We start from the raw sequence: 14,563 nt of genomic DNA, 5'->3' as shown, positions 1-14,563 counted from the left end.
CAAAAACATGCCCGCAGGTGAAATCCCCGCGGGCACGAAGTTCACTGGGCGAGTGGCCGATCAATCCAGGTACGCGTAACCGGGAAGGGTGAGGAATTCCTCAAAGTCGTCCCGAAGGGACATATCTGTGAACAGTGCCGCGGCCTGGTCGAACTTGCCGCGGGCGAATCGCTCCTCTCCCAGGTTCTCTTTGATTTTCTGCAATTCCTCGGTCAGAATCTGCCGGAACAACGCGGCGTCCACCTTGCGGCCATCCGACAGAATCCCCTTCGGATGGTGAATCCACTGCCATACCTGGGCCCGGGCGATTTCCGCCGTGGCCGCATCCTCCATGAGGTGGAAAATCGGAACGGCGCCGTTACCCCGAAGCCACGCTTCGATGTACTGGACTCCTACGCTTACGTTGTTGCGAAGCCCCTGTTCGGTGATCGGCCCTTCGGGGATCGCCAGCAGGTCGTCCGCCGTCACGTGAACATCTTCCCGTTTCCGGCTCAGTTGATTCGGGCCCGGCATCAGACGGTCAAACACTTCCATTGCAACGGGAACGAGACCGGGGTGAGCCACCCAAGTGCCGTCGTGGCCATCCTGGGCTTCCCGTTCCTTGTCCGCCCGGACTTTCGCAAAAGCCTCTTCATTCGCGGCCGGGTCATTTTTCACCGGGATCTGGGCCGCCATGCCGCCGATGGCAAAAGCTCCGCGCCGATGGCAGGTTTTGATCGTGTAGAGAGTATAGGCACGCATAAAAGGCACTGTCATCGTCACGAGATTGCGATCGGGAAAAATCACGTCGGGTTGATTCCGGAAGCGCTTGATGTAACTGAAAATGTAATCCCAACGCCCGCAATTCATGCCGACGATGTGATCCCGGAGCTCGTATAGCATCTCGTCCATTTCAAAGGTCGCCATGATCGTCTCCAAGAGCACTGTCGCTTTGATCGTCCCGACGGGAAAGTGCATCCTGTCTTCAGCAAAGGTGAATACATCGTTCCACAGCCGGGCTTCGTGCCGACTTTCCATCTTCGGCAGATAGTAATACGGCCCCGTGCCCCGGGCGATCAGGTTTTTCGCGTTGTGGAACAGGTAGAGGGCAAAGTCAAACAAGGCGCCGGAGACCGGGCGGCCGTCCACCCGGACGTGTTTCTCTTCCAAATGCCATCCCCGAGGCCGGACCATGAGAACGGCGACCTGGTCTTTAAGGGCATAGTGTTTCCCTTCGGGGCTGGTATACGTGATGGTGCGGTTGACGGCGTCCCGAAGGTTGACCTGTCCGCCCACGGTATTGGCCCAGGTGGGAGAGTTAGCGTCCTCAAAATCCGCCATGAACACCTTGGCGCCGGAGTTGAGGGCGTTGATGACCATCTTCCGGTCCCCGGCCGGGCCGGTGATCTCCACCCGCCGGTCCTGAAGATCGGCGGGAATCGACCCCACCGTCCAATCCCCGGCCCGGATCTCCGCCGTCTCTGCAGGAAAATCCGGGCGCCACCCGGCGTCGAGGCGCTTCTGGCGCTCGGCCCGGTCGGCGAGCAATGCCCGGCGCCTGTCATCAAATCGGCGGTGCAGATCTGCCACGAACGCCAAGGCTTCTGGGGTTAAAATCTCCCCGTATTCCGGTGTCACTTCACCGATCACTTCGACCCCTTGCGGCCACTCAGCCATCTTTTCTCCTCCCTTCGAATCCCCTTTTGTGGATCCCGGGGACTCCCCAATCAGTAAAATAATGTGTCAGAACTGTTCCGTGATACAGTTTTTACTACGCGGTGTTCTGTAATACGGAACACTGTTCTATTTATATTCATCATACCATGAAGGCGAGGGGAGCGTAAACATTTTGACACGGGAAATCGGCCGAAAAAGCGTTCTGGAAGTGCGGGGAAGTGGTATAGTGAAAGACAAGCGGGCCAGTGGAAAGGAGCAGACGATCATGTCTCAGGGGAAACGCGCGTTAAACTTTAATGCCGGGCCGGCCGCCCTTCCGTTGGAGGTTTTGGAGCAGGCCCGGGAGGAGTTCGTCGACTTCGGGGGCACGGGGATGTCCGTCATGGAGATGAGCCACCGCAGCAAAACCTACGAGGCGATCCACAACGAAACGGCCGCCCTCGTTCGGGAGCTGCTTGGGGTGCCGGAGGGGTACGACGTATTGTTCCTCCAGGGCGGAGCCAGTTTGCAGTTTGCCATGGTTCCTATGAACTTTCTCCCGAAGGGCAAAGCGGCGGGTTACGTCTTGACCGGCAGCTGGTCCGAAAAGGCATTGAAAGAGGCTCAGCGACTCGGAGAGACTTTTGTGGCGGCCAGCACCAAAGACGGTCATTATCGGCGCATCCCGGGGGCGGAGGAGATTTCCTTCGGCAAGGACAGCGCCTATCTGCATGTGACGTCTAACAACACGATCTACGGGACCGAGTGGGCCAGTTTTCCGGACACCGATCCGGTGCCTCTCGTGGCCGATATGTCCAGCGATATCTTATCCAGAAAGATCGATGTCCGCCAGTTTGCGCTGATTTACGCCGGAGCCCAGAAAAACCTGGGCCCCTCCGGGGTGACCCTGGTGATTGTGCGGAAAGACATGGTGGAGAGAGCGCCGGAAGATCTGCCGACGATGCTCCAGTACCGGACCCACGCAAAAAACAATTCGCTGTACAATACTCCGCCGACCTTCGGGATTTACATGATGGGCCTGGTGTTGAAGTGGGTCAAAGGACAAGGCGGGGTGGAGGCAGTGGAGCGCCGAAACCGCGAAAAGGCGGGGCTGATCTACAAAGTGATCGATGACAATCCCGATTTCTACCTGGGCCATGCCGAACCGACGAGCCGGTCGCTGATGAATGTCACCTTCCGATTGCCCACACCGGAACTCGAGAAGGAATTCCTGGACGGTGCAAAGGCGGAGGGTTTTGTCGGGTTAAATGGTCACCGGTCGGTGGGTGGATGCCGAGCTTCTTTGTACAATGCGGTACCCGTAGAACACTGCGCCGCATTGCGGGATTATATGGTGGAGTTTCGGAAAAAGCACGCCTGACCTTCGTTTTGCCGGTGGAGGATGACCAGGGTTTCCGTCTCCCGGAATGCGGGCGGGGACATTTCAGCGCCCCGCCCGAATGCTGGGTATACAGGTTAAGGGCGCTCAAGAGTTCTGTTTGGCCTTGAGTTGATCGGCCAGTTGAACGAAAAAGTTTACCGCATCGGGATTGGCGGTAGAATCCAGGTTGACCGCCTTGTGAACCGGCGTGCCCAGCAGGATTTTCTTGATCGGGACCTCCAGTTTCTTTCCGTTTAAAGTCCTGGGCACTTCCCGAATTTGATAAATCTCATCCGGAACGTGGCGGGGTGAGAGATTCTTTCGGATTTGGTCTCGAATCTTCTTCTTAAGCCCGTCGTCCAACTCGATCCCTTCTTGAAGGACGACAAACAACGGCATAAAGGAAGATCCTTCCATTCCTTCGAGATCGATGACCAAACTGTCCATGACCTCGGGTAAGCTTTCGACTGTCCGATAGATTTCACTCGTGCCCATCCGAACACCCAGGCGGTTGATGGTGGAGTCGGATCGGCCGTAGATGATCGCGGTGCCCCGGGGAGTGATCTTAATCCAGTCTCCGTGGCGCCATACACCGGGGTACATATCGAAATAGCTGTCCCGGTACCGGGCGTTGTCCGGATCATTCCAGAAATAGAGGGGCATAGAAGGCATTGGTTCCGTGATGACCAATTCGCCGACCTCATCGATCACCGGCCGGCCGTCGGGGTCGAAGGCTTCAACCTTTACGCCCAGGCTGCGGCATTGAATCTCCCCGGAGTAGACCGGAAGAATCGGACAACCTGTGACAAAGGAAGAACAGACGTCCGTACCTCCACTGGTCGAGGCGAGCCACAGATCTTTTTTGACATGCTCATAGACCCACTCAAAACCTTCGGGCGGAAGCGGCGAACCCGTGGAACCCATGCTTACGAGGCGTGACAAATCGTAGTCCCGGCCTGGCTCGATTCCCGCTTTCATGCAGGAAGTCAGGTATCCAGCGCTGGTTCCAAAAACGGTCATTCCAGTCTTCTCGGCGAACTCCCATAGGACGTTGAGGTCTGGATATCCGGGACTGCCGTCGTACAGCAGGATGGTGGATCCCGCCAGGAGGCCGCTCACCACGACATTCCACATCATCCAGCCGGTGGTGGTGAACCAGAAAAACCGATCGTCCGGAGTGAGGTTGAGGTGTAAACCGATCGATTTCAGATGTTCGAGCAGAATGCCGCCATGCCCTTGGACGATCGCTTTCGGCAGGCCGGTGGTGCCGGAGGAGTACAAGACCCATAGCGGATGATCAAAGGGGACTTGCTCAAACTGGAGCGTGCTGTTTTGTCCCAGAATGTCTTGCCAGAGAAGGGCGTTGGAAAGTCCCTCGACGCCGCTTTCCGGGTTTAGATAGGGAACCAGGACGGTGTGCGACAAAGTGGGCAGTGCCTGCTGCAACTCCTGGATCACGGGTCGGCGGTCGAAAGCCTTGCCGCTGTAGCGGTATCCATCGATGGCAAACAGCACCTTCGGTTCAATCTGCCGGAATCGATCGATCACGCTGACACTTCCGAAATCTGGCGAACAACTCGACCAAACCGCCCCGATACTGGCCGAGGCGAGCATGGCAATCACGGCCTCGGGCATATTGGGTAGATAGGCGACCACCCGATCCCCGTGTTGTACGCCCATATTCCGCAAGGCGGCAGCCACCGAAGCCACGTGTTCCTTCAACTGTTTCCAGGAGACCGACTCAAAAGGCCGGACTTCGGATTGAAAGAGGATGGCCGGTTGTTCGTTCGAGTCGTGGCGCAAAGCATGTTCAGCGTAGTTGAGTTCGGCGCCAGGGAACCACTGGGCGCCGGGCATGGAACGGGATGCCAAAACCCGGGTATAGGGCTTAGAGGCCTTGATATCAAAAAAGTCCCAAATCGAAGTCCAGAAAGCGTCCAAGTCGGACACTGACCACCTCCAAAGTTCCTCATAAGAACTAAAAGTCAAACCTCGTGTTTCTTTCAACCATTGCATATAACGATATAAATTCGTATTGTGTTTGAAGACTTCGGACCCTTCCCACAGCAGGGAACCCTCTGGCATGTTGGCCACGTTTCACACCTGCCTTTGTTATCAATCGAAGATGAGAGGCTCGGGCGGATGAATTTATTGTACCGTGTTCAAAGAGAGAAGGGAAGGCGGTTCCGATCGGGCACGCCCTGCCCTTCGATGTTTGGTCGAGATTGTGCGTGAAACAGTATTGTCTACTCTCGACCTGTTATAGTACAATTGCAAAAAGGCCACGGGAAAGGGGCAGGGGTACATGACCACAGGATTTCAGCTGGTGCACAAATGGATCGAGCGAAACCGGGGACTTGGAAAAACGGATGAAGAGATGATGAAGGTTCAATTCGTGTACGGGGATACCCTTTACCGGTTGAGAAAAACGGATAACGGGGAGATTGCGGTAGATGCTGAACCCGGTACGGTGATCATTTTTCGGGATGAACGGGAACTGGAGGACGAATTGACCTGTCGAATCTGTGGCGCCCGCTATACCAACAAGATCGACACGATCCGCTGCTGTATGAACGGGGACGAATGAAAGGTTCCGGGCCGAGGGCCAGGTGCGGTGAGGCTTGGTTGCAGGTGAGTGCCTGAATTGTTTCGGTGACGGCAGGTGTCCAAACACCGGAGCACCATTCTGCATTTCCTGACAGTGCGGAGGGGGGTGAGCCAAGATGTTCGGAGTGTTTGGATACTATACTCGGTGGGCTGTGGTGTTTCTGGTGATCTTTGTGCTGTTCTTCCTCCTCGTCCCGTGGGGCGGCTACGGTCCGGCGGCGGGTGCCGCAGCCAGCGCGGCGGCTTACTGAAGACAGATGGATAGAGTGAAACAAAAACCGGATCGGAATATCGTGGGCGGGGATTCTCCCCGCCTTTTTGTCTTCGTGTCGGAGGGTCAAGAAAAGAGGTTCAAATTAAAGCTCGCACCCGGTCGACCACGAGTTGCAGATGACCCCGGCGGCGTTCCACCGTCCCGTGAACCCCAAGGGCGATGGTGTCAGGGCGAAATAAGTCTCCTCCTGAACGCCGATATTCTTTCTCAAACATCACAGCGTCCACCATGCCGGTTTCATCCTCCAAGCTAAAGAATACCACTGTTTTTCCCGATGGGGTTGGCGGACGGTGGGGGCGGACCAAGATGCCCGCCGTCCACACCTCTTTCCCTTCAAAGGATTCCAAATCGACCACGGGCAAAAATCGCCGCATTCGCAGGGTCGGCCGGAATAGTTCCATGAGGTGGCCGGACAATCCCACCTGGATCAATCGGTATTCGTGAAAAAGACGTTCTTTCAATGTGAAATCTCCGCTGTCTCCGGGGGGCGGAAGGATTTGTGTCCAATGGATATCAACTCCTGGATGTTGCAAAAGATCTTCTAGGTACCAAAGGAGTTGACGGCGATTCGGATAAAGGCGGTCAAAGGCTCCGGTCAGAATCAGATTTTCAAGCAAAGTTCGGGATGGATGGATTCGAAGGCAAAACTCCTCCGGAGAGGCGAAGGGACCCTGGCGTTCCCGATCCTCGACGATTCGCGCCACCTCCTCCCTCGGAAGGCTTTTGATGAGGTTCAGTCCCAGTCTGATGTTTCCCTTCTCTAAACGGCACCCCGTTTCACTGTTATTGACATCGGGGGGGAGGATCTCCACCCCCCTTCGACGGGCTTCCGAACATATGACGTGGATGGGGTAATATCCCATCGGAAACTGATTCAACAGCCCGGCATAATAGGCCGCCGGATAATGCCGAGCCAGATAGGCCGTACGGTAGGCGGTGGCCGCGAAGGCGGCGGCGTGAGCTTCGCAAAAACCGTATGACGCGTATCCCTTGATGTAGTTGTAGATTTGCTCCGCCGTCTCTCGGGAGACCCCCCTGGCCATGGACTTTTCTAGAAAAATTTTCCCAATTTCCTCCATTTCCCGGAGGGAGCGGTGGTGGCTCATCACCCGGCGGAGGCGGTCTGCTTCACCAGGAGTAAATCCAGCCACCGCTGTGACGATTTCGATCACTTGTTCCTGAAAAAGGATGACCCCGTACGTCTTGTCCAGAATGGGTTTTAAGGCGGGATGAATATAATGGAATTCCGCATTCCCCCTTCGCCGTTCCAAAAATGGTTCTACCATATTGCCTTTGATCGGACCCGGGCGGATAAGCGCTACACTGGCGACCAAATCTTCGAGGTGATCGGGTTTGAGACGAACCTGCAGGGCGCGCTGGGCGGGGCTCTCCAATTGAAATACGCCGATGGTCCGCCCTTCTCCAATGGCGGCGAACGTGTCCGGATCGTCCAGAGGGATATCTTCCGGATCGATCGGTTTTCCGTCGCGGTGGAGAAGCTGGACGGTATCCTCCACTGCGGATAGAGTTCGCAGAGAAAGAAGGTCCAGTTTCATCAAACCCACGTCTTCCACCGCTCGCTTGTCGAAGGGAGTGATGATGACCCCTTTGGCCGACCGTTGCAAAGAGGTGACGGTGGTCAAGGGGTCCCGGGAGATGACCAGTCCACCTAAATGGGTGCCGATATGTCTGGGGATATCGACGAGGGCGGACACCAGGTGGAATAGCTGCCAAACTTGTTTGTGTTCGATTCCCGCGTCTCGCAATTCTGGGAACCGTTCCAGCGCCGTTCCCAATTCCCCAGCCCGCACCATGTGCGGAATTCGCTTGGCTAGGCGATCGAGCAGGGGCGGGGGAAATCCCATCACCCGGCCCACTTCCCGAATGGCGGAACGGATTTGGAACGTCTGGTAGGTACACACGGCGGCCACGTGATCTTCGCCGTACCGGTTATACACATAAGCAGCCACTTCATCCCGGCGCCGGGCGTCGAAATCGACATCGATATCCGGTTTTTCCCCGCGCTCTAAACTGATAAATCGCTCGAACAATAATCCTCTCCCCGCGGCGTCCACATCGGTGATGCCGAGGCAATAGGCCACCGCCGAATCGGCGGCAGACCCTCTTCCGGCATAACGAATCCCTTTCTTGCGGGCGAACTGGACCACATCCCAAACCACCAAAAAATAATCGGCATACCCTAAGGTTTCGATAATGGCAAGCTCATGTTCTAACCGCCTGCGGATCTCCGGTGTGAGGGACCCGTAACGACGAATCGCACCTTCTTCGGTGAGGCGCCTCAGGATCGCCATGGGGGTATCTCCGGGACCGTGGGGAAAGGCCGGGTGGCGGGGGAAGGAAAGGTCCAGGGATACCTGGCATCGTTCTGCAATCTCCATCGCCCGGTGAAGAGCGTCGGGACGTCGCTGAAATCGCAGGTTCATCTCCTCGGGCGATAACAGATACGCCTTCCCGTTCAACGGGCGCTCGGGGTGGGGAGACTCCAAGTCCGTTTGGTTTCGGATACAGGTGAGCACATCATAAATCGGAAATTGATCCGGGCTTGCGTAATGAATATCGTGAGTGGCGGTGACGCCGATGTCGAGAGTATCGGCCAGTTCACATAGCTGATCTGTAAAATATTGGCTACCGGGGGTGAAGGAGTCTTGGATTTCAAGAAAAAAACGATCTTTTCCGAGCCTGTCTCGAAGCCATTCGGCCATCTCCCTCGCTTTCTGGTTTTGTTTCTGCAGGAGCAGAGAGGGGATTCGCCCCCTTCGGTCACCGGAAAGGACGATCAGCCCTTCCCGGTGTTCCACCAGATCTTGGTACAAGGTCCGCGGTTCTCCGCGGGGGTGGGAAAGGTGGGCTTTCGTCAAAAGGGTACAAAGTTCGGCGTATCCTTTCGCGTTCTCAGCGAGGACCGTTAGAACGGTACCGTCCTCCATCGTGACCTCTGCCCCGGAAATCGGTCGAATGCCTACTCGTTCAGCTGCCCGGTGAAAGGGAACAAGTCCCGCTACAGTATCGCGATCGGTGAGGGCCATCGCCGAAATGCCCAGCTGGGAGGCGATATCTACCAATTCCTCCGGAGCAGAGGCGCCGTTGAGAAAAGAGAAGTAAGAATGGGCATGAAGATGGACCATGGGTGATTCCTTCTTTCAGTCCCAGATTCGGTACAACCGCCACTCCTCTTTGTATCGTTTGAGGTCGAAGACCCCAAGATCCGCCGTCTGAACGCGGTAGATTCGATAGGAAGGCTCTCCTTTCCACCAAGCTCCGCTTTCTTCCCACTGATCGATAATTTCGAGGATCTGGTGGCTTTGTCCGCGGAACGAGAAAGAATCGGGCAGGCCTTTTTTCACCCGGACTGCAACGGGGCGGTCGATCAGCCGGCTCAAGAGGACAACTGGGAGCCTTTCATTGGATTTGGCGGACTCCCACACGCTTGTGAGCTGTTTTGCCAAGGATCCCACCAAGCTTGTCGTTGATTTCGCCAGGGAACGGAAAGTCCGAAACGAATCGGAGCGCGGGGGTACTTTTGCCCTAATTCGTCGATCAAAAATCGCCATGTTTGTTGCCGGAATTCGAGAGGAGGGTAGAACTCGTTCCCTCGTAAAAGCCAGCTTACCTGTTCCCCGCGAAGGGGATGAAGGTGTGTGGCGGTGAGTTGAACCCCGGAAATTCGGGTTATCTCGGGGTGCCGGCTTCGAAGGCGAATGTTTAATACCCGAGCGGATCTCCGAATTCCTTCGGGATGAGCGAGAACTTCGGGGAACAAATGCTGTTCCCAGACCCGGTTTCCTTCATCGTCGGTCCACTGGATGGCGATTCCTTGGATTCCGACTTGTTCTCGTTCAAGTCGCTTTACTAATGCATCACACAGCAGATCTAATAAAAGCTCGGTCGACTCAGTCGGGACCGCCTCCCCAGCTGGGGCTACCCAGGTTTGTGACAAGGTTTTACCGGGGTCTCGGGGAACAAAAGAATCCCCGAGCTCTCCGGCAGCAAAGTGCTGCCAAGTAAGAGCTTCAGGGCCAAACCTCCTTTGTAGCAAAACGGGGGGGATCTTCGTCAACTGCTCTCCGGTGTGCACGCCGAGTCGTTCCATCTCCTCCTTCATCTGAGGTGGAATGTGCCGAAAGAACCGAAGGGGAAGGTGGCGGACAAACTCGGCGTCATCTTCGACCCAAGCGCCGGACACCGGCGGCACCGCCATGCGAGAGGGCGGGGAGAACGCCCTCAGGCCTTCTTCGACGATGCGCAGGGAAATGGCTTCGGCTGTCGACGGACGGCCGGCGAGGCCGCTATATCCCCTCCACCCTCGATCGGGGAGTCGGCCCTTCAGGCGGGCAAATAACTCCCGCCATTGTTCCCGGGGATGCTCTGAATAAAAAGCGGCATACCATTCCTGATCTGAAACGATCTTTAACCACGGAGTCCATCCGCGGAGGATGTCCTGCATCGCATCAATCCACTTCCGGTGGTGGCGCGGGTGGAAATCCACTACGAGGGCGTCCGGTGCCAGCCGAAGAGCTTCTATTAAAGTCTTGGAAGGAGTGATTCCTAGCTCCTTCGCCGATGTGTTGTAATCAAGGATCTGACCATCTTGCACAACCAGCACCGGCCGACGATCTTCTTTTGCTTCAGCCGCAATTAACCCCACAAACACAGCATGGATCACCCAGCGTTTCTTCACCTTTTGTGCGGGTCTCCCGTACGGGGTTCCCGCAGCCCCCTCTCTTGATGTGGTGCTCTTTATTATAACGGGTAGGGAAAAGAATTGCAAACAAATGTTTGCGATAAGACGAAAACGGCGGGGAAATACGGGAAGTATTCCCCAGCCTGCCAATGATGTGGGCCAATTAGAGAACGAAGGGCAGCCAGTAGGGCAGGGTATTCGCAGCAACGCGAAGGAAATTCGAGGAAAAGAAAAGGTTAAATTTACCGTAATCGATGTCGGCGGCATCTCCAATTTTCTTGCGGTATGGTATCTTTATCGTCAGACAACTGGGTACATCGTGACCACAGGGGGCGAGCACATGTGGCGGCTGCTTGGTCTGTTGAAGCCCCACCGAGGGACGGTGGGTTTAATTCTTCCGCTTAATTTTATCCAGTCCCTATCCACGCTTTACCTGCCTAATCTCATGTCGGACATTGTGGATACGGGGATTATTCGAGGAGATGTCCCACATATCCTTCGAATTGGCCTCTGGATGCTTGCGGTGGCTGTAGGGGGCGTGGCCTGTGCTATCGCTGCGGGATGGTTGTCCTCCCAAGTGTCGTCCAATTTTGGCCGGGTGCTTCGCACCCAAGTGTTTACCCAGGTGGAAAGATTTTCTCTACAAGAGTTCAAACGGATTGGCACCGCCTCTCTTATTACCCGGACCACTAACGATATTACCCAGGTTCAGATGCTCGTCAACATGGCGCTTCGCCTCATAGTTCTCGCGCCGCTCTCGGCCATCGGCGGCATCGTGATGGCCATCCTCACCGATGCCCGGCTTTCCTTGGTCATCGTCGTAGTTGTCCCGGTGATGGGGGTCGCCTTGTGGGTGGTGCTCGGCCGTGGCATGGGCCTTTTTCGGGCGATCCAAGGTAAAATGGACGTGTTAAACCGGGTGCTCCGGGAAAGTCTCACCGGTGTCCGGGTGATTCGGGCTTTTAACCGCACGGAGTACGAACGGCGCCGGTTTGACGCCGCTAACCGCGATCTGACCGACACCACGATCCGGGTGAACCAGTTGATGGCCGCTCTCATGCCACTGATCATGTTAATCATAAATTTTTCTACTTTAGCAATCATGTGGTTCGGCAGTTTGCGCATTGACCACCTGGATTTGCAAGTGGGCAGTCTGATGGCGTTCCTCCAATATGTCATGCAGATCCTCTTTGCCGTCATGATGGTCTCGATGATCTTCTTCCTCATTCCCCGGGCCTCCGCTTCTGCCGGCCGGATTCGGGAAGTTCTGGATACGGTCCCCCAGATTCGAGATCCCGAGCCCACTGCCACGGCCCTTCCCCACGGCCAAGGGGAGTGCGCGGTGGAGTTCGAACATGTGACATTCCGGTATCCGGGGGCGGAAAAACCGGCCCTGGTGGATATCTCTTTCTGTGTCCGTCCCGGCCAGGTCACGGCGGTGATTGGGGGGACCGGTTCGGGGAAGTCGACCCTCCTCAACTTGATCCTCCGTTTTTACGATGTCGAGGAAGGTTCGGTTCGGGTGGACGGGGAGGACGTGCGCCGGATTCCCCAACGGACACTGCGAAGTCGAATCGGCTATGTGTCACAAAAGCCTGTATTGTTCTCGGGGACGGTGGAGGAGAACATCCGCTTCGGCCGGGAAGACGCGCAGGAAGAGGACGTCCGACGGGCGGCGGAGGTGGCCCAGGCGGCCGAGTTCATTGAGGAGATGCCCGGTGGCTTTCGGGGGACGATCGCCCAAGGGGGCGCTAACCTGTCCGGGGGGCAAAAGCAGCGCCTGGCCATCGCCCGGGCTTTGGTGCGACGGCCGCATATCTATCTGTTCGACGACAGCTTTTCCGCCCTCGATTTTCGAACCGATGCCCGGCTTCGGGCCGCCCTCCGGGAAGAGACCCGGGACGCGGCAGTCATTCTTGTCGCCCAGCGGATCAGTACGGTGATGGACGCCGACCAAATTGTCGTTTTGGACGAGGGGCGGTTGGTGGGTCGTGGGACCCATCGGGAACTGATACGGTCATGCCCGGTGTACCGGGAGATCGCGGCATCCCAGCTATCGGAGGAGGAGTTGGCGTGAGCGAACACAGGGAGGGAGCGCGCCGCTCGATGGGCCGCGTCGGAGGGTTTCACGGCCACGGCGGCCTGGGGATGCCGACGGAGAAGCCAAAACAGTTCGCAAGACCTTTTTGCGGCTGTTGGCCCGTTTTCGCCCTTATCGCGGGCAGTTGGCGGTGGTGGTTGTTGCGGCGGTGTTCAGTACCGTGTTCAACATCGCCACTCCCAAAATCCTCGGAGATGCCACCACAGCGATATTTGAAGAGGTGATGCAAAAAATTCGGGGCGTCCCCGGTGGAGGGGTGGATTTTTTGGGGCTCGTACGGACCCTGGCGATCTTGGCCGTTCTGTACGTGTTCAGTGCGGGCTTGACCTATGTCCAGCAGGTCCTGATGGCCCAGGCCGCCCCAAAGACTGTTTATGAGCTGAGAAAAGAAGTAAACGAGAAGCTCGCCCGGCTGCCCCTCCGGTTTTTCGATTCCCAGCTCCATGGTGACATTCTGAGCCGGTTTATCAACGACTTCGACAACATCAGCAATACCCTTCAGCAAAGTTTGACCCGCATCACCTCCTTGGTGACCTTCGTGGGGGTGGTGACCATGATGTTGAGTATCAGTCCGCTGTTGACGGTGGTGGTCGCCTTAACCTTGCCCCTGAGCCTGATCGTGACCCAAATGATCGCCCGGCGGTCTCAAGGGTATTTTCTCGGGCAACAAACGGCTCTTGGGGAACTGAACGGGCATGTGGAAGAGATGTACACCGGACATTCGGTAGTCAAGGCCTTCGGACACTAAGAGAAGGCGATTCAGACCTTTGAGCGGATCAATGAGCGCCTCTACGAGGCCGGGTGGAAAGCCCAGTTTATGTCCGGCATCATCATGCCCTTCATGAATTTTATCGGAAACCTCGGTTTTGTGTTTGTCAGCGGGTGGGAGGGATCTTGGTCACCCGGCGTGCGATTCAAATCGGCGATGTCCAAGCTTTTATCCAGTACGCTCGGTTGTTCTCCCAGCCCATTACTCAGCTCGCCGGTATCGCGAATGTCATCCAGTCGACGATGGCTTCGGCGGAGCGGGTGTTTGAACTGCTAGATGAAGAGGAAGAACCGCCTGAGGCGACGACGCCTGTCCACATTCGTGAACCCCGGGGGCAGGTGGAGTTCTCCGGGGTCGAGTTTGGCTATGTCCCGGGGTCCCTGGTGATCCGCGATTTCAACTTGCGGGTGGAACCCGGGAGGACCGTGGCGATCGTCGGACCCACCGGAGCGGGCAAAACCACGGTGATCAATCTGTTGATGCGATTTTACGATGTTAATGCAGGAAGGATTGCCGTTGACGGCGTGGATATTCGGGACCTGCCCCGGGCCGAGCTTCGGCGGATGTTCGGCATAGTGCTTCAGGAAACTTGGTTGTTCCAGGGCACGATCCGGGAGAACATCGCTTACGGCCGGGAGAAGGCCACCGAGGAGGAGATTGTGTCCACGGCCCGGGCGTTCCTGGCCGATCCGGTGATCCTGATCTTGGATGAAGCCACCAGCAGCGTCGATACCCAAACGGAGACCCAGATCCAGCAGGCTATGGCCGCTTTGATGAAAGGCCGAACGAGCTTTGTGATCGCCCACCGCCTGTTCACCATTCGAGAGGCCGATATCATTCTCGTGATGAAGGAAGGCCAAGTGGTGGAACAGGGAACCCACTGGGAACTGCTGGACCGGGGGGGATTTTATGCCGAACTGTATCGGAGTCAGTTCGCGCAGGGCCCCGGACAACCGCTCCCGGCCCCTCCCCCGGTCTAAAACTTTAGAGCCGAGGGAGGGCGGGGGCAGCAGGGCGAAACTGGTGGATCTGGCCAAAACGATCCGAAGCAAAAACGCTGGGACGGACAAAATTACGTTCGATATCATTTTTCG

At 56.6% G+C, this 14,563-nt stretch carries 10 protein-coding genes and 1 pseudogene; 6 read left to right on the top strand and 5 right to left on the bottom strand.

The annotated features are described in order from the left end of the window. Positions 1 to 60: 60 nt before the first annotated feature. A complete protein-coding gene (gene aceB, locus K6T64_RS04515; protein ID WP_288008732.1) occupies positions 61 to 1,656 on the bottom strand; it encodes a malate synthase A in 1,596 nt (531 codons plus the stop codon). A 265-nt stretch (positions 1,657 to 1,921) separates the two neighbouring features. On the opposite strand from aceB, the gene serC reads away from it, so the two are divergent. Further along, positions 1,922 to 3,016: a 3-phosphoserine/phosphohydroxythreonine transaminase gene (serC, locus tag K6T64_RS04510; RefSeq protein WP_170085971.1), complete on the top strand. Its 1,095-nt coding sequence runs from the start codon at positions 1,922 to 1,924 to the stop codon at positions 3,014 to 3,016. 105 nt (positions 3,017 to 3,121) lie between these two features. Here serC and K6T64_RS04505 read toward each other — a convergent pair whose 3' ends face one another. Further along, complete coding sequence (locus K6T64_RS04505; RefSeq protein ID WP_288008803.1) at positions 3,122 to 5,101, bottom strand: acetoacetate--CoA ligase; 1,980 nt, start codon at positions 5,099 to 5,101, stop codon at positions 3,122 to 3,124. A 220-nt stretch (positions 5,102 to 5,321) separates the two neighbouring features. Here K6T64_RS04505 and K6T64_RS04500 point away from each other — a divergent pair, with 220 nt between their 5' ends. Continuing rightward, complete coding sequence (locus K6T64_RS04500) at positions 5,322 to 5,603, top strand: hypothetical protein (RefSeq protein WP_100668185.1); 282 nt, start codon at positions 5,322 to 5,324, stop codon at positions 5,601 to 5,603. A gap of 136 nt (positions 5,604 to 5,739) precedes the next feature. Beyond that, positions 5,740 to 5,874: a hypothetical protein gene (locus K6T64_RS04495; protein WP_269148819.1), complete on the top strand. Its 135-nt coding sequence runs from the start codon at positions 5,740 to 5,742 to the stop codon at positions 5,872 to 5,874. A gap of 100 nt (positions 5,875 to 5,974) precedes the next feature. On the opposite strand, the gene K6T64_RS04490 is transcribed toward K6T64_RS04495, so the two are convergent. From K6T64_RS04490 to K6T64_RS04480, 3 genes are read right to left on the bottom strand one after another with little or no spacing between them, the layout of a single operon-like run. Beyond that, a complete protein-coding gene (locus K6T64_RS04490; RefSeq protein WP_288008729.1) occupies positions 5,975 to 9,043 on the bottom strand; it encodes a DNA polymerase III subunit alpha in 3,069 nt (1,022 codons plus the stop codon). A gap of 15 nt (positions 9,044 to 9,058) precedes the next feature. Then, positions 9,059 to 9,298, bottom strand: coding sequence for a DUF6504 family protein (locus K6T64_RS04485; protein WP_100668183.1), 240 nt, complete (start codon positions 9,296 to 9,298; stop codon positions 9,059 to 9,061). Next, positions 9,295 to 10,596 (bottom strand): Y-family DNA polymerase, encoded by a 1,302-nt coding sequence (locus K6T64_RS04480; protein ID WP_288008727.1) that lies wholly within the window; start codon positions 10,594 to 10,596, stop codon positions 9,295 to 9,297. Before K6T64_RS04480 ends, K6T64_RS04485 begins: the two co-directional genes overlap by 4 nt. A gap of 343 nt (positions 10,597 to 10,939) precedes the next feature. On the opposite strand from K6T64_RS04480, the gene K6T64_RS04475 reads away from it, so the two are divergent. The 3 genes and pseudogenes from K6T64_RS04475 to K6T64_RS04465 all read left to right on the top strand — a co-directional run. Continuing rightward, a complete protein-coding gene (locus K6T64_RS04475) occupies positions 10,940 to 12,676 on the top strand; it encodes an ABC transporter ATP-binding protein (RefSeq protein ID WP_288008725.1) in 1,737 nt (578 codons plus the stop codon). Positions 12,677 to 12,705: 29 nt separating this feature from the next. Continuing rightward, positions 12,706 to 14,449: pseudogene (locus tag K6T64_RS04470) on the top strand (ABC transporter ATP-binding protein). Then, positions 14,379 to 14,563, top strand: a 185-nt coding sequence (locus tag K6T64_RS04465) for a DUF4387 family protein (RefSeq protein WP_288008723.1), incomplete at its 3' end; no start/stop codon positions are given. The pseudogene K6T64_RS04470 and the gene K6T64_RS04465, both read left to right, overlap by 71 nt.

The sequence above is a fragment of the Kyrpidia sp. genome, from assembly GCF_023512215.1.
Taxonomy (GTDB): Bacteria; Bacillota; Bacilli; order Kyrpidiales; family Kyrpidiaceae; genus Kyrpidia; species Kyrpidia spormannii.
The sequence above is the reverse complement of the archived record's forward strand: the minus strand, read 5'-3'. Positions and strand labels throughout refer to the sequence as shown.